This window comes from Streptomyces sp. NBC_01235 (assembly GCF_035989285.1).
Classification (GTDB): domain Bacteria; phylum Actinomycetota; class Actinomycetes; order Streptomycetales; family Streptomycetaceae; genus Streptomyces.
In genome coordinates this window covers 1319460-1337756 of record NZ_CP108513.1, presented here as the reverse complement: position 1 = coordinate 1337756, position 18297 = coordinate 1319460, and the positions used below count along the sequence as shown (strand labels likewise).

The following is an 18297-nucleotide window of genomic DNA, read 5'->3' as shown; positions in this document are numbered from 1 at the left end:
TCGGCTTAGAAATGCAAGGACCGCCAAGATCCTCAAAGGACTCATAATCCGTCGGCCGTGGGTTCGAGTCCCACCCGCCCCACCTGTGCAGGGTTCTGACCTGCGGAAACGTTCCTCGTGAGGTGTCGGAGCGTCAACTTTCGCTGAACGGACTGAATCCGCTGCTCGCGAGTTCGGAGCGGGGTGAGGATCTTGCTCCCTCGCCGGGTAGGCGTCGCGCTGACCTGCGGGAATGCTGACGAGTGGAGCTTGAGTCGCCGAGCTGGCAACATCTCCTCGACCTCATTTTCATGATCGTGGGGACGTGTTGGGGACGCGGGGTTTCAGTGGGGTCCGTCGGCCGCCGTCCGCAGGCTCTTCGTTCGGCGTCCGGAAGGCCTCCGGCCGGGACTGCCTACCGGATTCGACCACAGCTTCGAGGAGCAGATCGCACCGGCACCAGGACGTGAGGGGCTGGTGCGCGCGGACGGAAACTGCCCGAACTGAAACGGCCCAGGTGTCCCCTTGGCCGTCAGATGTTCCTGGACGATGCGGGAGCGGTGGTAGACGCCGTCCGGCATGGGGCACCAGGCGTGGTGGGCGTCGAGCGCCGCTTTCAACCGCGTACGGTTTGCGGTCGAGCGGGCTGAGTGCAGGACTTCCAGTTCGGTGAGGTCGCAGATCGCGACGAGGCCGGCGCCGATTCTGTCGTCCCATTCGGTCGTGTTCTGGTGGAGCAGGACGCGGGCGAGGGCGGAGGTGTCGATGAGGTAGTCGGCGGCGGTCGCTTGTCCGCTTTGGTGTCGGGGACGTTGCCTGTCGTGCTCGTGGGCTGGTACTTGCTCTTGTCCAGGAGGAGGTCCATGTCCAGCGCGCCTTCGGCCGCCAGGGTGCGGGCCTCGTCGAGCGCGCGAAGACGCCGGTAACGGGCCGTGACCTCCTGCAGGGCGGCGTTGATGGTGTGGCGTTTGGTGGTGGTGCCGAGTTCCTTGGCGGCTTCTTCCAGTGCTTCGTCGTCGAGATCGATGACCGTACGGCTCACGATGTGACCTCCTCGGCTATGACCCTCGACGGAACTAGGCAGTTTCGTTTGGATCAGTCGGTCATTGGTCTGGTTGTGCCGTTGACCGACGCGCAGTGGGCGCGGATCGAGCCGTTACTCCCGGACCGAACACCGAGACGGGGTGGCCGCTGGCGTGACCACCGCGAGGTGATCGACGCGATCGCCTTCAAGTTCCAGACCGGAACCCAGTGGGTCCACCTGCCGGAGAAGTACGGCAACTGGAGGGGCGTCTACAACCGGCTGCGCATGTGGGGAGTCGACGGCACCTGGGAGCGGGTGTTCACCGCGCTGATGGCCCAGGCCGACGCTGATGATGACCTGGCCTGGGCCGTGTCGATGGACTCCACGATCGTGCGGGCTCACCAGCACGCGGCCGGGGCCCGCAAAAAGGGGCTCCGGCCGGCGAACCGGCCGACCACGCCATCGGCCATCCCGCGGCGCACTGACCACAAAGGTCCACCTCGCTGAACGGAGATCATCGAGTCCAGGAGGGAGGACAAGCCGTTGTCGGAGGCGATGGAGCAGGGTCAGGGCCTGGACTGATGGCCGCTGTGCAGAGTCGGTGCGCAAGGCTCCCCGGGGCCGCGGCGCGCGTAGCCGCAGCCCTCTGCCCGTACGGGCAGCGCGGACACGGTCCTGCAGCTCCTCAGGGAGGCGCACGGTGAGCGGCACACCTGCCCAGGCCGTCCGAGGCTTTACTGAACGCCACAGCACTTCGCAGCACGGGCCGACAGACCGCAGCCCGCCTGGTCCGCGGCCGTGGGCCGGGGGAGCTGTCGTCGGCGCAGTGCGGGCTGTACGTGGGCGTTGCCGGGCCCTGCGCTAGAAGGTCAGGTTCCAGGCGTCGATCTTGCCTGTGTCGGAGGCGGCGTTGTCGTTGACGCGCAGCTTCCAGGTGCCGTTCGCGACCTCCGAGGAGGCGTTCACGGTGTAGGTCTGGGCGATGTTGTCGGCGCTGCCGCCGGCGTGGTTGTGCAGCGTGTAGACGGTGCCGTCCGGCGACACCAGGTCGACCTTCAGGTCACCGATGTAGGTGTGCTTGATGTCCACACCCACCTTGAGGGTGGCCGGGGCGTTGCCGGTCACGCCAGTGACGGCGATCGGGCTCTCCACGGTCGCGTTGTCGTTGATGGCGAAGTCCGCGAGGTTCTCGAAGTACTTGCCGGTCGGCGGGATGGTCCCGACGGCCTTGAGGGCGTCGACCTGTCCTTCGCCGAAGAACGAGTTGTTGGCCGTCGTGCCCGTGCAGCGGCTGTCCGAGGGGCAGGCGATGTCGTTGGCCTGCTCGGCCAGCTTGGCGCGGAGCTGCGCCGGGGTGATGCCCGGGTTGGCGCTGGTGATGAGCGCCGCCACGCCGACCACGTGCGGGGTGGCCATCGAGGTACCGCTCTTGCTGCCGTAGCCGCCGCCGGGGACGGTGGAGTACACGTTGCTGCCCGGCGCCGCGACGTCGATGACGCCCTGCCCGTAGTTCGAGAACGAGGCCTTCGTGACGCCAGTGCCGTTGGCCGCGACCGTGACCACGCCCGGCAGCTCGGTCGGGATGTCGAGGCAGGCGTTGGTGATGGTGCGGGTGACCGGCGTCGAGTCGTTCGGGCTCGCGGAGTCGGTGGTCTTGTGGGCGAGGTCGTAGTTCTCGTTGCCCGCGGCGGCGATCTGGAGGGAGCCCTTGCTCTCGGCGTACTCCTGGGCGCGCTTGACGCCCTCGATGATGGCGGCCTGGTCGATGTTGTCCGGGCAGTTGAACTGCCAGGGGTCCGTGTAATAGCTGTTGTTGGTGACCTTGAAGCCGTGGTCACCGGCCCAGACGAAGCCGCAGATGGTGTTCTCGGCGAAGAAGAAGGAGTTGCCCGGCTCGGCGACCCGGACCGCGGAGATCTTCACCCCGGGTGCCACGCCGACGACGCCCTTGCCGTTCTTGGCCGCGGCGATGGTGCCCGCTACGTGGGTGCCGTGCGTGTCGACGTCCCGCCAGGCGCCGGCACGGGTGTCGGGCTTGCCGTAGGCGCAGGAGACCGAGTCGGCCGCGTCGAAGTTGGGCGCCAGGTCCTGGTGCTGGTCGTCCACACCGGTGTCCAGGATGCCGACCTTGACGGAGGCGGAGCCCGGGTTCACGGCCCAGGCCTGGTCGGCCTTGATCTGGCTCATGTCGGCCCGGACCGGTTCTCCGGCCCCAGTCGAGGCCTGGGCCGGATTGGCCGGGAGTGCCGGGTTGTAGGCGTCGGCCGGGACGTCCGAGGTGCGTGTGGCGCCGATCTGCTGCACGCCGGCGACGCCGCGCATGGTGGCGGCGAATCCGCTGGACGCCGAGTGGGCGACGATCACGCCGATGGCGTCGAAGTTCGAGAAGACGGTGCCGCCGTTGGCCGTGATCGCCGAGCGGACCGCCGAACTGTCACCGGGGGCGGTGATCACGAGGTAGGCACGCGTCCCGGCCACCCAGGCCGCACTCTGGGATGCCGGCACGGCGGCCGGAGCGTGGGCCTTGGCGGCCGGCGCGGTGGAGGGGGCGACGGGGAGCGTGCCCGCGAGGGCGCCGGGGGCGCCGAACGCGAGGGCGGCGCCGAGGGTGGCCGCCAGCACCAGCGTGTGTCCGGGTCGGCTGGATATGTGGGGTATCAATGCGTCCTCCGGAGACGGCCCGGCCGTGCTGAGGGCACCGGCCGGGCTGTACGAAACGAGTGGTGGAAGCAACATGTCAGGTGCATGCTCCTGTACGGAAGTGCCTTTCCGTGCAGGGACGTTATAGAGGCGTGGCTGAAAAGAGACGTACTCCGGGCATCGAGGGTCGGGATCCACCGAGAGCTCGGCGACGTCGACCGCGTCCTGGCGTACGCCGCCGGCCTGGTGCCGGCCGTGCTGCCCGCACCAGAGCGCCGGACCCGCGCGGCGACCGACACCGCCCGCGCCCTGCTGGCCGTCGGCGACGTGCCGGCCACGTCCGTCCAGCTGCGTCGCCCGGTGGGTCAAGCGTCTGGCCGGAGGCGTCGCCGTCGCCCCTGACCGTTCCGACGTTCAGCCTCCCGCCCGTCATGCCGGCCGGCCCCTGCACCGCGATGCCGCTCGTGCCCGTGAAGTACGCGGCGCGAGCGAAGTGCGCCAGACGGACGGCGAGGGATCCCCGTGTGGGTGGGGCGCGCATGCGGGTGCGACCATCGAGAGGGTCGTGAAGCCACAGATGCCGGCACCCGCCGCAGAGCGCCTGCAGCGCGACAGGTTCTGCCGCCTGCCGGCGGCCGACCCGGGGTCACCCCAAGCCGTCACCCAGAGAAAGACTCCCACGATGAACTCGTTGGACCGCCCCGCACACGGACCCGCGCCGGTCGACCACCGCGCCGCGATCGCGGTGGAGACCGCCCGACTCGTCGCAGCCCTCCAGGATGCCGACCTGACGACCGCCGTGCCGAGCTGTCCCGGTTGGAGCCTGGCAGACCTGGTCAAGCACACCGGTGGCGTCCAGCGTTGGTTCTCGAGTCTTCTGCACGCGCGCATCCAGGAGCCCCCGCGCACGCGGGAGGTGGACCTGCGGCTCCCGGAGCGGCGGGAAGAGTACCCGGACTGGCTGACCGACAGTGCGACCGTGGCAGCGCAAGCCTTCGCGGCCACCGACCCGGACCTGCCCATGTGGGCATGGGGCGTCGATCAGCACGCCCGCTTCTGGGCACGCCGGATGCTCTTCGAGACCCTGTTGCACCGGGTCGACGCCGAACTGGCCCTGGGCCGCCGGCCCACGATCGACCGCCCGTCGGCTGTGGACGGGGTCGACGAGTTCCTCGTCAATCTGCCCTTCGCCACCTCCTTCGCGCCCCACGTCGAGAACCTGCGCGGTCCCGACAAGGCCATCCGCTTCCGCGCGACCGATGGTGAGGAAAACTGGCTTGTCCGCCTGCGGCCCGACGGCTTCGGGCTCGACACGAACCCGAGTGCTGCCGAAACCGCCGACTCGACCGTTCATGGAACCGCCGCCGATCTGTTGCTGCTCGTCTACGGCCGACTGCACCACGACGCGGCGAGCTTCGCACGTGACGGAGACGACGACCTGCTGAGTCACTGGTTCGCCAACTCCGCTTTCTAGGACGGATTTACGTCGTCCTGGTCTTCGTGGACCGGCGGCGGAGAACTGGCAGCAGGGCAGTAGTCGCCGGAGCCGCACTCCGATAGGTTACCGACCAGGCGGTACGTTTCGCGGGGTGTCCCGCCGCCTTCATGTGCTCGATGAACACCAACGTTTCATCCGCAACAGGACGGAGAACCGCTCATGGCGCAGGCACAGAACCTGACCCGCGACAGCCTCGCCTACGCGCGCGAGACCTGGAGAACCCTCGAGCCCTACCACGGGGCCGTCTACTTCTCGCCCGAAGCGGCAGGCCGGTACGGCGAGTTGGGCGTGGACGCCAGGACGGGGTACTTCGCGTCCCGTTCGGCCGCGCTCGGCGCGGCTTCGGCGGAGGTGGTCATCGCCACGTTCTACAACTTCGATCCACAACTGGTGCGCCGGGCCATACCCGCGGCATGGGAGGCCGCTACGCCGCAGCAGTTCACCGCTGCCCGGCTCGCGGGGATCGATGCCACGCTCCGCCGCATCCTCGGCGCGGAGGTCTTCTCACCGGCGATGGCCCGCGCGGCGGAACTGGCCCGTACTGCAGCGGAAGTGACTGTGCACCACCCGCAAGGCCGCCCACTTTTCGCCGCGCACGCCGCACTGTCGTGGCCGAGCGAGCCCCACCTCGTGCTCTGGCACGCGCAGACTCTGCTGAGGGAGTTCCGTGGTGACGGCCATGTGGGGGCACTGCTGACCGCCGGACTGAGCGGGATCGAAGCTCTCGTCACGCATGCCGCCGCAGGCGACGTCGATGCAGGGGTCCTGCGCGACTCGAGGGCATGGACGCCGCAGCAGTGGGGCGAGGCCGTGCAGAGCCTACGTGAGCGTGGATGGCTCGACGACGGACCGGACCTGGCGCTGACCGAGGAAGGGGTGCGGCGCAGGGCGGAGATCGAGCACACCACCGACAGGCTGGCCGCCCTCCCGTACCTCACACTCGGTCCCACGGCCTGCGCCGAACTCCGCTCATTGGCCAGGCCGTTCAGCCTTGCTCTGGCGAAGGAACTCTTGCCGTGGGCGGTCGGCCGCCTGAACGAAGAGAGCGCAGGAGAGAGGGCGCCGAGGCCGGGAACGCCCGATGGTGCCTGAACCCCTGTGGAATTCGAGAAAATCAGCTGGCAGCGGGCCGTACGGGACCGCAAGAGGCCTGGCATGCTGGACCGGCGGCGCTTCGAGACGTTAGTGTTCACCTACCTGGCTGAGCACCTGCGGACTGTGGCGTGTGGGAGGCCGTGTACATCATCGACGAGCTGCTGAAGAACGCCTCCGAGATGAAGCCGGACACGATGCACGCGGATACGCAGGGGCAGTCGCTCCCGGCTGCCCCTCGTACAGCTCCGAGATGTACTGCGGGTCGCGCTCTGGCGGGCCCGTGCGGGCGCCAGCGCGTCCGGCACCCGCCGGTCCTCGCTGACCGCCTCGAACTCCAGCGTGCCCACCAGGTCGAACATCGGCGCCCGGTCCGGCTTGTGGAAGCGGGCGACCAGCACCTCGTGGTTGTTGCCGTGGTGGGCGGCCACCGCCTCGATGTCGGCGAACTTCGTGTCGAACGAGCCGGAGGTCAAAACCGCCTTCTGCTCCAGTGCCAGCGCGGCGGCCCGCTACGTGGCCAGCGCCCGCGACACCTTGCGGCGGGCCTTCTTCCCCGTATCTCGGGGTGCCTCTGTGTCTTGTCAAGTCGCTTGAGGTAGCCGGTGCTTGGACCTGCGTTCGTCGGCGATCATGACGCGCCACACATGGTCCGCAAGGCGGCGTTTCAGGCAGCGTTTGGCTTCCCTGGGTGTCTTCCCTTCGGAGAGTTTCCGCTGGTAGTAGGCGTGTCCTGGGGCGCTCGACATCCGGATCTGGGTGACGGCGATGGTGTGGAGGAGGGAGTTGAGCTGACGGTCGCCGGAGCGGGAGAGCCGGTGGCGGGCCTTGTCCGCGCTGGCGATCTCGACCGGGGCGGTGCCGGTGTAGTTCGCGAACGCCGCAGCGGTGGCGAACCTGCTGGCGCGTCCGACGCGGCCGACGAGTCGTGCAGCCAGCACCGGCCCGACGCCGGGCGTGTTCATCAGCGTGCTGCCCGAGGAATCGACCAGTTCCTCCATGCGTACGGCGTTCTCCGCGAGCCGCTTGTCCAGTGCCCGGATCTCCGTGACCAGGTCTCGGGCAAGGTCTTTGCGGACCTTTTCGACGTTGCCAGCGGGGCGGACGGTGCGCAGCAGCGCGGAGGCCTGGTCCGCCGACAGCTGAGGCGGAGCACCGCCGGGCAGCAGATCACGCAGTATCGCGTGCAGCTGATTGACGGTGCGGACCCGGGCCTGGGCGAGGTTGACGCGTCGTTCATCGAGCAGGGCCAGGGCCGTGGTGTGGTCGTCCCTGTTCACCTCACGCCCGTCTCCGTGGATATGGGCCGTGGCCGCCGCGGCGGCGTCGATCCGGTCGTTCTTACGGCCGCCGCCGCGGGTGAGCTGACGGACGCGGCTGGTCGCCGAGGCCGGAACGTCGACAACGGTTTCGCCACGAGCGAGGAGCCACTGGGTCAGGTGCCGGCCGAGCCCGTTGGCGTTCTCCACCACCCACCTGTGCTGCGGCCAGCGGCGGCCCCAGGCCAGGAGCCGCCGGTAGTCCGCCAGACTCGCCTCGATCCTCAGCGAACCGGCCTGCTGATTCGAGACAGGATCGACGGCGGTAGCGGTGTGAGTGGACTTGTGTGGGTCAACACCGAGCAGTATCACGGGAGTTCGCTCCTCGCGGCCGGACGACAGGACGACCACGGCCGACACGCCGACTTCCGGAACCGCTGCCGGGACACGCCTCTGTTGAGTCAGACCGTGGCCGGACGCCGGGCCGACGGCACACCCCGAGCGGGCCAGCCCCAACGGGCGGCAGGAACCTCACGAGCCGTCCGGCCCAGCGTCCTACGGAACGCTACGAGCGGCCAACCCGACCGCGCTCCGCTACGACCAATACAAGTCGGGAACCTCAGAGCAGGGGCGCTGCAGTAGAACCGTGTGCCCTGCGAGCCGCCGACCTCACCCGCGTGCTTCATCCACTCGGAGACCATCCACGCCGACCTGCGAGCCGCCAGGTCAGATACCGGCCTTCTTGTCGAACCATCCGAGCGACTGGGCGACGGACGCGCCGAACAAGAGGATGCCGGGAGGAACGATCCTGAACCAGACGGCATCGGCTTTCATGGCCGCGAGCAGGGCGATGGCGCCGATGGCCAGCGCCAGGAGCACGAGCATGCCCAGAAGGACACGAATCTTGGAAACCAACGGAGGACTCTCCAATGTTCAGCTGGGCTCTATTGACTAGACAGCGTTCGCTCCCCGTTGGACCGCCGGCGACGGTTGCCCAGTAGGGAGGCAGCAAGGTCCCCGGGGTGACACCACGGCTCCGTCAGAAAGCTCATGGGCAAGCTCCCGACGCAAGGTACCGCTGACTACGGCGATGAGCAGGGGTACAACGTGAGCACCCGGTCCACGAAGAGCCACAACAGGATGCCCCGGTCGTCAGGCAGGCGATGGCGGTCAGGAAAGCGGCGATGAACAGTCCGCTGCGCTTCTCCTGCACGTCGGCCTCCTTCCTCGGCAGGAAGGTGTGGTCGAGTAGGCCGAAGTTTTCACGGGAAGCTAGTCCGGCGACTTCAGGGGGCGGGGAACCCGGCACGCTCATGCAGGGGCCTCGGTTTCGTATCGGAGCGGCCTCGTCAAGGCTGCTTCAGCCGGTCGCGTGTTCAATTGGCCGTGTGCTCGATGAGTCGAGCGAGCAGACGGGCGCGGGGGACCATCCGCGCAACCTCGACGTACTCGCTGTCCGCGTGGGCGCCTGCGCCCACGGCACCCAGGCCGTCCAGCGTCGGACAGCCCACCGCCGCGGTGTAGTTGCCGTCCGAGGCGCCGCCGACGGCGATCCCCCGCAGCGGTTCCTGGCCCGATTCCGTGGCGAGCCGGGAGGCGAGGGCGAACAGTTCGGCGGACGATTCCGGTGTCATGGGCGGCCGTTGCCTGCCGCCCAGCACCTCGAGCCGGGCTCCGGGAGTCCGGGCGGTGAGCCCCCGCATGAGCTCGTCGACCCGGTCCTGCGCCGCAGGCGTCGGCACGCGCACGTCCACCGACACCCGGGCCAGCGCGGGCACCGTGTTGCGGGCAGTGCCGGCGGACAGCAGGGTGGGCGTGACGGTCGCGAGTCCCAGAACGGGGTGGGCGCCGCCGTCGGCACCCGACGAGGCTCCGAGTAACGAGGCTCCGAGGTCGGCGATGGACAGCACCTGATGAGCGGCCTCGACCGCCGCGTTGACTCCTTTCTGCGGTTCCAGACCCGCGTGCGCGGCCCGGCCGCGCACCACGACCTCGTACCGCGAGGTGCCCTTGCGGGCGGTCTTGAGCGCACCCTGCTCGTCTGCGGCCGCCTCCAGTACGAAAGCGGCCCTGCACCCCCGCGCGGCTTCCTCGATCAGCTCTCGGGATGTCGCGGAGCCGACCTCCTCGTCCCCGCTGACCAGTACGCACACCCCGTCCGAGGAGGGCAGGGAGGCCAGCGCGTGGAACATCTGCACCAGGCCCGCCTTCATGTCCAGGGCCCCGGGACCGCGGGCGATCCCGTCGGTCACCGACCAGGGGTGGTCCTGGAGCGAGCCCATGGGCCACACCGTGTCGTGGTGTCCCACCAGGAGCACCCGCGGGGTGCCGAAGGTCCACCGCAGATGGGTCACACCGTCGATCGCGATGGTCTCCGGCCCGGTTCCCAGAAGCGTCGTCCCGAGCGCGCCGACCACCTCGGCGCTGCGCGCCACCGCCGCGTGGTCGGCTGAGAAGGACTCGCAGAGCACGAGTGTCTCCAGATCGGCCAGCATCGTCGGCAAGGAGAGCGCGGCCCCCCGGGTCACCGGTCCCACCCCGTCTGGACTTCCTGTCGCAGCGACACATTTCCCCCTCGGATCTCGTGGGCCAGGGTGCGGCGGGGCGCATCCCCCTGCAGAGCCCCGCCGCGTGAACGACGTTATGGCCGGACATGGCATTCCACCAGCGACTGGATTGCATGGGATCTATGCGATGAAGGAATGTGTGATGAGAGGATGGTGATACGGGGAGGCGGATCTCGGAGGGAGGAACGTGTTCGAGATCGACGCGCTGCGGCTGCTGGTGGCCGTGGCCGATACCGGGTCGTTCACGAAAGCGGCGGTCCAACTCAACTACACACAGTCCGCGGTGTCCCGGCGGATCGCCGCGCTGGAACAGCAGGCCGGCGGGCCGCTGTTCCAGCGCCTCCCTCGGGGCGTACGGCTCAATCCCGCCGGCCGCACGCTGCACCGGCACGCCATGGAGGTGCTCGACCGGTTGTCGCGGGCGGAGCGGGAGCTGGCCGTGCTGCACGCGGGGCTCGGCGGACTGCTGCACGCAGGCGCGTTCGCCACCGCCAACATCTCGCTGGTGCCCACCGCCCTGCGGGCGCTCCGGGACACCAGGCCGGATGTCGAGGTCGTCGCGGTGGAGGGCTGGACCGACACGCTGATGCAGCGTCTTGCGGACGGGGCGCTGGACCTGGCCGTCGTCAGCGACTACCCGTCCGGTCTGCCGTCGGCCGACGGTGTCACGACGACCGTGCTGTGCGAGGACGAACTGTTCGTGGCTCTCCCACGCGGGCACCGCCTGGCCGGAGCAGGGGCGGTCGACCTGCGTGAACTGCACGACGAGGCATGGCTTCACAGTGCGTACGGCGACCGTCCCACGATGCTCGCCGACGCCTGCGCACGGGCGGGCTTCACGCCCAGGAAGATCATCCGGATCGCGGAGTGGACGGCGAAGTTCGGTTACGCGGCTGCCGGGTTGGGAGTGGCGCTGGTGCCCTCGCTGGCCGCACGGGCGGTCCCCGACGAACTCGTCCTGCGCCGCCTCACCGACTCGGCCCTGCGCCGTACCGTCCATGTGGCGCTGCCTGTTGCCCCGCTACCGGCGGCACTGAAACTGCGGGATCTGCTGCGCGACGCCGTCGACTGAACCGTCTCCAGAGCGATCAGCCACGGTGCGAGGTCAGTATCGGCCAGACGGTGATGGCCTTCCGGGTGATCGTGAGGGGTCCTGACTCTCCTGCCGAACGCCCTGCGGTTTCTCCCCGCCGACTGTCTCGGCGAGGCGGATACGAGGACTTGACGGAGACCGACGAACCTCATCTGATCTCCCGCTCGCCGCAGCGTGCCAGCGCCTCCGCGGCCTCGCGTGTACGCGGGTGGCCGCTGCCCTGGACACGGATCATGTCGGCCGGCAGCGAGGTGAGCAGGGTGGCAGCCCCGCCCCTGTCGCCCGAGCGTTCCAGGAGCTCGGCGCGTGGGCTGACGACGCCCTGTCGGGCCCGCCCCTGGAGTGGGAAAAGGAATCCGCTGCGGGTGGGTTCGAGCCCCGCTCCTGAGCCGGCGCAATGACCGTCCAGTGTCTCCGGCCCCGTCCTGTGGGGACGCGTTGAGGACGCAAGGATGGGAACAGACTGACAAGGGCCGAGAAGCACGTACACCGCTCACCTCATCTGACCTGGTAAAATGCCGAGGATCGGCATTGATCGGCAAGGTTCGCCAAGATCCTCAAAGGACTCATAATCCGTCGGCCGTGGGTTCGAGTCCCACCCGCCCCACCTGTGCAGGCTTCTGACCTGCGGAAACGTCTCTTCTTAGGTGTCGGAACGTCAACTCGGGCTCATCGGACTGAATCCGCTGCTCGCGACTTCGACGGCGGGCGGCGGGTGGCGGTAGGCATTGCGCTGACCTGCGTGAATGCGCCGGAGCGTGGTGGGGGAGGAGCCCAAGAGCGGCCTCAGCGAGGAGCCGGAGGCGTCATTGAGGACGCTGTGAGGACGCAGGTACCGCGAAGTCCGCCTTCGAGGTCACCTCAAGGGCAGCGTGCACGGTGCGGGCCCAGCGCCATGGGTGCCTGGCATCCATGGCACTGGGCCCGTCCTCGGCTACCCGGGACCGAGAGCAAGGGGTCACGAGCAAGGTTGACGAACGGTACGGGCTGCGGGTGAGTTCCCTGGTTGGCCAGTCATTCCCGTGGCTCGGGCGCCCGGGCTTCGGCTGAGTCGTCGACAGGCCGTTGCCACGGGCCACCCCGTTCCTCATCGGCGACTGTGCGGCTGTGGAGGCTCTACTGCCTGAGGTCGATCGTGCGGACCGGCTGTCCCGTGGTGCGGGCGATGGTGTCGAAGTCGTGGTTGCAGTGGAGCAGTGTGAGCCCCGCTTCCTCGGCGGCGGCAGCCACCAGGAGGTCGACGGGGCCCGCGCTGCGGTGCTCACCCTTGGCGGTCAGCTGTTCCTGGACGACACGGGAGCGGCGGTAGACGCCGTCCGGCATGGGGCACCAGACGTAGTGGGCGTCGAGCGCCGCCCTCACACGCGTACGGTCTGCGGCCGAACGGGCTGAGTAAAGGACCTCGAGTTCGGTGATGTCGCAGATCGCGACGAGGCCGGCGCCGATCCTGTCATCCCAGTCGGCCGTGTTCTGGCGGAGCAGGACGCGGGCGAGCGCGGAGGTGTCGATGAGGTAATCGGCGACGGTCACTCATGCGCTCCGGTGTCGGAGGCGGCGTCGGCTGTGCTCGAGGGCCGGTATTTGCTCTTGTCCAGGAGAAGGTCCATGTCCAGCGCGCCGTCGGTCACCAGCTCGCGGGCTTCGTCGAGCGCGCGCAGACGCCGGTAGCGGGCCGTGACTTCCCGCAGGGCGGTGTTGATGGTCTCGCGCTTGGTGGTGGTGCCGAGTTCCTTGGCCGCTTCTTCCAAGGCCTCGTCGTCGAGGTCGATCACGGTACGACTCATGGGTGTCCTCCTGTGTATATCAACTGGAGTATACCAAGATACAAGATCTTTTGTATATGGGCCCGTCGGTGGGAAGTAGCAGACGTCCTGGCCTGTCAAAACTGCTACTGAGGCTCCCCCGACGGCGGGGCGAGCCTCAGCGGGTTGGAAGGTCAATCCGCTGCCGACGGGCCACGAACAGCGGAAAGTTGATCACTCCGGCACAGTGACGAAGACGCCTGCTCGCGCGGGACCTGAACCGCAAAGCCGGCCTCGCTGCCGGGCTGTACGGGGAGGGCCCGCTCCCTCGCAGGCTTCGACTCGGAAGGCGCTGGATCCGCTCGTTCGGTGCAGGGCGCGGGTGGCTCAGTGGCAACTGGAATCTGTGAGCCGTCCGCCGGGGTGGGATGTGGAGGCGTTCCACCCCGGTCGGGTCCCATCGGATGTACTCGCCGGCTTGGCGGCGGCGTTGAGCAGGTACTGCAGGGGCCCGCGGCGGAAGATGCGGGACCAGATCGCGGCGAACACGATCGCCCCGAGGACGAACATGAGCAGCGGCACCCAGGACTGCTCGGTACCGGGCCCGACCCCGAGCTCGGGCAGCCAGGACTGTACGACGAAGTGGCCGACGTAGGCGGTCAGGGACATGGTGCCCACGGCGACGACCGGTTTGGCCAGGCGGCTCAGTCGCGGGAGGCGGTCCATCGCCACCGTCGCGCCCACGATCATGAGGATCGCCACTCCCACGCTGCCGATGATGTCGAACGTGGTGCCGCTGCGCGGCCCGGCCGTGAAGAGCGACGAGGCCGGAAAATGGGGCTCCAGCGACCCGCTGTCGAGGGGCATCGACCCGGAGCCGCCGGACGACGGCCGGTCTTCCGCCGTGCTCCTCAACGCGTCCTTGCCGGCCAGCAGCAAGCACATGCCGGACGCGGCCACGGTGAGGGCGGCGCCGAGCGCGGCCCGGCGCCACTGGACGGCGGTCTGGGACAGGTCGAGGCGGGCCAGCGCCAGACCGGCGCTCACGAACGGAATCTATGTGATCGTCGGGTAGAAGCCGGTGAACAGCAGATCGGGCACTCCCACGTCGATGACGCTCGCTCGCGCCGTGCCCGCGCTGATCGACCGCGACGACCCGATACCGGGCAATCAGCCGCGTGGCCACCACCTCCCACTCACCCGCATGACCGGCCAAGCCGTGCAGCAGCACGACCGGCTCCCCCGGCCCGCCCCGGTCCCGGCAGACAAGCCGAACCCCGTCGCGCACCACCACACGCTCGGACCGCCCCCAGGAATCGTCTCGCCCCGATCATGCCCCGACAGCCACGAGCCGCGCTCAAGGCCGCCCTTCTCGAAGGCGCGCCGCCATGAAACACCGGCCACGTCCGCGGCGACGGTGCCCTGCGACCGCAGGGGGCAACTGCCACTGTCAGACCCAGGTGGCAGCATCACCGAAGTGAACGCCCTGAGGCGTCCTCAACTCACCTCCGTAGCAAACGAAGAGGAGCATTCCCCTTGCGACTGCATCGCGTAGCGCCCGGCATTGCCGCGGGCATCCTCGCCCCGGCCCTCCTGCTCGCCACCCCGTCCTTCGCCGCCACGGCGGCACCGATCGCGGTGCCGGCGCCCGCGGTGTCCTCGTCCGCGGACGAGCCGGACGCCGACGACCTGAGGGTGGCCATAGTCCGGATCCTCGCCGACCCGGACAGCGGCCGGCGTGTGACACGAGAAGCCAACGCCCTCCTGGACGCCAACGACCCCGAGGCGATGCGCGCCTGGCTGGGGACCGGCTACCGGATCGCCCAGGCCGAGGACGACCGCGTCGCCATCGCCCGCATCCTCGCCGACCCGTCCATCAGCCCGGCCCTGCGCGCGGCAGCCAACGCCGCCCTCGACGACAACACACCCGAAGCACTGCGCCACTTCCTGGAAGTCGGCAGACACCAGGTCGCCTGACCGGCACGGCGCCGCACCACAGCGCGTCGCCCGGGTGGCACCCCCTGCCGCACGCCCGGTCGCCGGAACGCCGAGAATCCGGGCGGGGCCGCCTGCACCTCTGTGTGCCGGCGGCCCCGCCCGGCAGGCCCTGTGCCGGCTCGGCGCCCTCCGCAGAGCTCTGTGGTCTCGCCGCCCGGTGCGGCATGGGCCACTGACACCTCCGACAGCAGAAAGCACATTCTTCGATGACCACCACACAGCCCCTACGCACCGAGCGCAGCGGTCCGCAGACCGCTTCCGTCGTGACCGACCTGCCGTTCAAGCCTCAGCTCGTCAAAGCGGTGTTCAGGGACGTGACCTCGTTGCACGTCTCCCGGCCGGCCGCGTGGGCCGCCGCGTCGGTGACGCGGACCGTGCTGACGGAGATCATCGACGGCGCGAGAAGCGCGGCGGCCGAGGAGGCCAGGACGAGGCTGATTCCCAAGGACCTCATCTCGGCGATCGACCGGAACGTCGAGGTGGAGGTGGGATCGGCGTGGTACCTGCACAGCCCGACCTTCCACGGCCTGATGGGCGAGGTGCGCAACGCCGATGGTGCGCTCGTGTCTCTTCGTGAGCGCCGCGGGGCGCGTACACCGAGTGGTGTGGCCGGCGCCCACCGGTTCGAGGCCGGGGTGAGAAGGCTGCTGGGGGGCCGGGGGGTGAGGGCGGTCCCGGCGATGGTCCGCGACCTGGACGGAATCGCGAGCGTGTTCCTGACGGCCCTGGCCCGGGACGCGGCCAAGGTCGTCCGCGAGGGCGGGGTCAAGCGGTTCGGTACGGTCAGTCTGGTGGTGCCGGGCGAGCCAGCCCCGGCCCCGCTGCTCAAGGACCCCCTCCTCGCCCTGTCCACCCGCCGCGGGGACGGGCGGACTGTTGGCGGGGACGACGTTCTGGCCGCCGTCACGATGCAGCTGTTCGGCGATCTCAGACAACGGGCCATCACCGAGGCAGCCGAGATGACACGGAACACGTCGGCCAACTGATCGGGCCCGCCCCTGCGCTCTGCCCACGGTTCCCAGGTGTGCGGCTCCCGGAATCTGCCGCCCGCATTCGACTCCGGTCGGCTCGCGAGAACGGGCTCGTCGCATGGGCGCGGACCGCCGGCCGCAGGCACCCCACGGGGAAGACCTCACTTAAATGGCCGTGTGAGGACGCGTTGAGGACACAAGGACAGGAACAGACCGACAAAGATCAGCTGATCCCAATGCTGAAGAGCGCGTCTGACCTGCAAGAACGCCATGGATCGGCGTAGAGACGCAAGGACCGCCAAGATCCTCAAAGGACTCATAATCCGTCGGCCGTGGGTTCGAGTCCCACCCGCCCCACCTGCGCTGGCTTCTGACCTGCGGAAACATTCTTCTTTTGGGTGTCGGGGCGTCAACTTTGCCTGGACGGACTGAATCCGCTGCTCGTGAGTTCGGAGTCTGGCGACACTCTGGGGGGTTCCAAACCCTCTGACCTGCGGCGGAGTAGGTGATCGAAGTTTCCGCTCGCTGTCTTGGCGACTGCCCTGAGGATCGATGCCAAGACCCAGGGGCCGTACAGGGGCCGGGGCGGCACGGCCGCGTCCAGGCGACGGTGTCTCCGGGCCGACAGTGCACCTGATGTTCAGTGGTGGCGGGTACCTGCTGAGAGAGCGTCTGGCGATGGCCGACGGGGGGCAAGGAAACGGCCCGAAGAGGAAACGGCCCGGAACCCAGGTGTAGCGGCGGCCTCTGAGAGGCCCTCGACCTTTCGTGCAGCAATGCGAAGGCGGGTGGTAGTAGCCGCCTGAGCGTGGATCGGCATCCGCGCCACATGTCTGCTTTGCCCCCCCAGGTGTGTCCTGCAGGGAGGTGGTCGGGGCCGGGCACTTGCTGCGTGCCCGGCCCCGAGGCCTCAAGCGGGTGTGTCTGTCAGGTGTAGTAGCCGCTGGAGTCGATGACGAGGTCGGTGGTGCCGGAGCTGTCGTTGTAGAGGGTGATGGATCCGCACCGGACCACGCCTGGAGGAACGGGTGACCGCTCTGCTCGCGGAACTCCACGAGAGGGAGCCGAAGCTGATCGCCCACGACGGAGCAGAGGCTCGCCAGGCCGGACGGGCACCTGGTGTGCCGTCATGGCCGGAGGTCCGCGCCGCAGCATAAGACCGGGGCGGCAGGGTGCGGGTCGTACGCCGGTCAGACCGATGAGGCTGTTCTGCATCACGGAGAAGGCGACAACGGTGTGGGCCGTCCGGGATTTCCGGACGGCCCACACCTGTCGAGTACTGCCGGGGCGGGTCCGCGTGGTTGGTCAGCGGGTCGGTGCTTCGACGCCCGTCATTGCGAGGGCCGCCGGCGGGAGGCGGTCACCGTGGATGGTGATCCGTGCGACGGCGGCGGTCAGCTCCTGGAGTTCGGCGGGGCTGAACCGGACTTCTTCCGCGCCGATGTTCTCCAGGAGGTGGGACAGCCTGGTGGTGCTGGGTATCGGCACGATCCAGGGCTTCTGGGCCAGTAGCCAGGCGAGGTCGATCTGGGCGGGTGTGGCGCCCTTGCGTACGGCCCAGTCCTGGAGCAGTTGTACCAGTGGCATGTTGGCGGCCAGGTTGTCCTGGCTGTTGCGGGGGAACACGGTCCGGCGGTCATCCTCTGTGAACCGGAAGTATGGACTCATCGTTCCGGTCGTGAAGCCCATGCCCAGAGGAGCCCAGCAGACGAAGCCGATCCCGAGTTCCTCACAGAGCGGCAGGACTTTGTCCTCCGGTCCGCGCCAGAGCGTGGAGTACTCGTTCTGGATCGCGGTGAGTGGCTGGACGGCGTGGGCCCGGCGGATGGTCTGAAGGCCCGGCTCGGAGAGGCCCCAGTGCAGCACCTTGCCCTGGGCCATGAGGTCCTTCACCGTGTCCGCGACGTCCTCGATCGGGACGGTGGGATCGACGCGGTGTTGGTAGAGCAGGTCGATGTGGTCGGTCCTGAGGCGCTTCAACATGCCGTCGACGGCTCGGCGGATGTGGTCCGGGCGGCTATTCAGGCCGGTCACGGCCCCCGTGTCCGGATCGATGTTCCAACCGAACTTGGACGCGATCACCACGTCGTCGCGGACGGGCCGGAGGGCGTCCCCGACGATCCGTTCCGACTCGAAGGGCCCGTACGCCTCGGCCGTGTCGAAGAACGTCACCCCCTGGTCGACGGCTGTGCGGATGAGGGTGACCATGTCCTTGCGACTGGTGACGGGGCCGTAGAGGTTGCCCGGCATGGTCTGGGTGCCGAGGCCGATGCTCGAAACCTTCAAGGACCCGAGCCTGCGGTGACCGGTCTGCGTGATCGCCGCGGTCACCTGGTTGCGACGGCGGGTGGGGGCCCCGGTGCCGTTGCCCGGCGATGCCGAGTGTGCCTGGGCTGGTGCGGCTCCCGTGACGGCCATCAGCGAGGTCGCTGCG

At 68.9% G+C, this 18297-nt stretch carries 13 protein-coding genes and 5 pseudogenes; 7 read left to right on the top strand and 11 right to left on the bottom strand.

Features of this window, described 5'->3' with window-relative positions:
* Positions 1-500 precede the first annotated feature (500 nt).
* Together OG289_RS06135 and OG289_RS06130 are read right to left on the bottom strand one after the other, a co-directional pair.
* A pseudogene (locus OG289_RS06135) lies at positions 501-746 on the bottom strand (PIN domain nuclease); the annotation flags it as partial.
* Between the two features lie 62 nt (positions 747-808).
* Positions 809-1021, bottom strand: a pseudogene (locus OG289_RS06130) (type II toxin-antitoxin system VapB family antitoxin); the annotation flags it as partial.
* 18 nt (positions 1022-1039) lie between these two features.
* On the opposite strand from OG289_RS06130, the gene OG289_RS06125 reads away from it, so the two are divergent.
* Complete coding sequence (locus OG289_RS06125; protein WP_327312974.1) at positions 1040-1510, top strand: IS5 family transposase; 471 nt, start codon at positions 1040-1042, stop codon at positions 1508-1510.
* A gap of 354 nt (positions 1511-1864) precedes the next feature.
* On the opposite strand, the gene OG289_RS06120 is transcribed toward OG289_RS06125, so the two are convergent.
* Positions 1865-3625, bottom strand: coding sequence for a S8 family peptidase (locus tag OG289_RS06120; RefSeq protein ID WP_327320601.1), 1761 nt, complete (start codon positions 3623-3625; stop codon positions 1865-1867).
* 700 nt (positions 3626-4325) lie between these two features.
* Between OG289_RS06120 and OG289_RS06115 the strand changes: the two genes are divergently transcribed.
* From OG289_RS06115 to OG289_RS49575, 3 genes and pseudogenes are all read left to right on the top strand, one after another.
* Positions 4326-5117, top strand: a complete 792-nt coding sequence (locus tag OG289_RS06115) for a maleylpyruvate isomerase family mycothiol-dependent enzyme (protein ID WP_327312973.1) — start codon at positions 4326-4328, stop codon at positions 5115-5117.
* Between the two features lie 183 nt (positions 5118-5300).
* Positions 5301-6233, top strand: coding sequence for an SCO6745 family protein (locus tag OG289_RS06110; RefSeq protein WP_327312972.1), 933 nt, complete (start codon positions 5301-5303; stop codon positions 6231-6233).
* Positions 6234-6358: 125 nt separating this feature from the next.
* Positions 6359-6463: pseudogene (locus OG289_RS49575) on the top strand (Tn3 family transposase); the annotation flags it as partial.
* Between the two features lie 354 nt (positions 6464-6817).
* Here OG289_RS49575 and OG289_RS06100 read toward each other — a convergent pair.
* The 3 genes from OG289_RS06100 to OG289_RS06090 form a co-directional block, all read right to left on the bottom strand.
* A complete protein-coding gene (locus OG289_RS06100; protein ID WP_327312970.1) occupies positions 6818-7864 on the bottom strand; it encodes an IS110 family transposase in 1047 nt (348 codons plus the stop codon).
* 354 nt (positions 7865-8218) lie between these two features.
* The gene (locus tag OG289_RS06095; RefSeq protein ID WP_327312969.1) at positions 8219-8377 is read right to left on the bottom strand and encodes a hypothetical protein; all 159 of its coding nucleotides are present in this window, start codon (positions 8375-8377) and stop codon (positions 8219-8221) included.
* Between the two features lie 491 nt (positions 8378-8868).
* Entirely contained in the window at positions 8869-9987 is a 1119-nt protein-coding gene (locus OG289_RS06090) for a M20 family metallopeptidase (RefSeq protein ID WP_327320600.1), read from the bottom strand.
* A gap of 259 nt (positions 9988-10246) precedes the next feature.
* On the opposite strand from OG289_RS06090, the gene OG289_RS06085 reads away from it, so the two are divergent.
* Positions 10247-11131, top strand: coding sequence for a LysR family transcriptional regulator (locus OG289_RS06085; RefSeq protein WP_327312968.1), 885 nt, complete (start codon positions 10247-10249; stop codon positions 11129-11131).
* A 1137-nt stretch (positions 11132-12268) separates the two neighbouring features.
* On the opposite strand, the gene OG289_RS06080 is transcribed toward OG289_RS06085, so the two are convergent.
* From OG289_RS06080 to OG289_RS06065, 4 genes and pseudogenes are all read right to left on the bottom strand, one after another.
* Positions 12269-12682, bottom strand: a complete 414-nt coding sequence (locus tag OG289_RS06080) for a PIN domain nuclease (protein WP_327312967.1) — start codon at positions 12680-12682, stop codon at positions 12269-12271.
* The gene (locus tag OG289_RS06075; RefSeq protein ID WP_327312965.1) at positions 12679-12936 is read right to left on the bottom strand and encodes a type II toxin-antitoxin system VapB family antitoxin; all 258 of its coding nucleotides are present in this window, start codon (positions 12934-12936) and stop codon (positions 12679-12681) included. The genes OG289_RS06080 and OG289_RS06075 overlap by 4 nt, the downstream gene beginning before the upstream one ends.
* Positions 12937-13365: 429 nt before the next feature.
* Positions 13366-14043: pseudogene (locus OG289_RS06070) on the bottom strand (DUF418 domain-containing protein); the annotation flags it as partial.
* Positions 13982-14185: pseudogene (locus OG289_RS06065) on the bottom strand (alpha/beta fold hydrolase); the annotation flags it as partial. The pseudogenes OG289_RS06065 and OG289_RS06070, both read right to left, overlap by 62 nt.
* A 245-nt stretch (positions 14186-14430) precedes the next feature.
* Here OG289_RS06065 and OG289_RS06060 point away from each other — a divergent pair.
* Together OG289_RS06060 and OG289_RS06055 are read left to right on the top strand one after the other, a co-directional pair.
* A complete protein-coding gene (locus tag OG289_RS06060; protein ID WP_327312964.1) occupies positions 14431-14871 on the top strand; it encodes an ALF repeat-containing protein in 441 nt (146 codons plus the stop codon).
* 227 nt (positions 14872-15098) lie between these two features.
* Positions 15099-15878: a hypothetical protein gene (locus OG289_RS06055; RefSeq protein ID WP_327312963.1), complete on the top strand. Its 780-nt coding sequence runs from the start codon at positions 15099-15101 to the stop codon at positions 15876-15878.
* A 1290-nt stretch (positions 15879-17168) separates the two neighbouring features.
* Here the strand turns inward: OG289_RS06055 and OG289_RS06050 are convergent.
* Entirely contained in the window at positions 17169-18149 is a 981-nt protein-coding gene (locus tag OG289_RS06050; protein ID WP_327320599.1) for an aldo/keto reductase, read from the bottom strand.
* Positions 18150-18297 lie beyond the last annotated feature (148 nt).

Excerpts from the sequence above, each read along its gene's own strand:
- OG289_RS06055 (WP_327312963.1), top strand. The coding sequence starts at position 15,099 with ATGACCACCACACAGCCCCTACGCACCGAGCGCAGCGGTCCGCAGACC.
- OG289_RS06110 (WP_327312972.1), top strand. The coding sequence starts at position 5,301 with ATGGCGCAGGCACAGAACCTGACCCGCGACAGCCTCGCCTACGCGCGC.
- OG289_RS06125 (WP_327312974.1), top strand. The coding sequence starts at position 1,040 with ATGACCCTCGACGGAACTAGGCAGTTTCGTTTGGATCAGTCGGTCATT.
- OG289_RS06075 (WP_327312965.1), bottom strand. The coding sequence starts at position 12,936 with ATGAGTCGTACCGTGATCGACCTCGACGACGAGGCCTTGGAAGAAGCG.
- OG289_RS06115 (WP_327312973.1), top strand. The coding sequence starts at position 4,326 with ATGAACTCGTTGGACCGCCCCGCACACGGACCCGCGCCGGTCGACCAC.
- OG289_RS06090 (WP_327320600.1), bottom strand. The coding sequence starts at position 9,987 with ATGCTGGCCGATCTGGAGACACTCGTGCTCTGCGAGTCCTTCTCAGCC.
- OG289_RS06095 (WP_327312969.1), bottom strand. The coding sequence starts at position 8,377 with ATGCTCGTGCTCCTGGCGCTGGCCATCGGCGCCATCGCCCTGCTCGCG.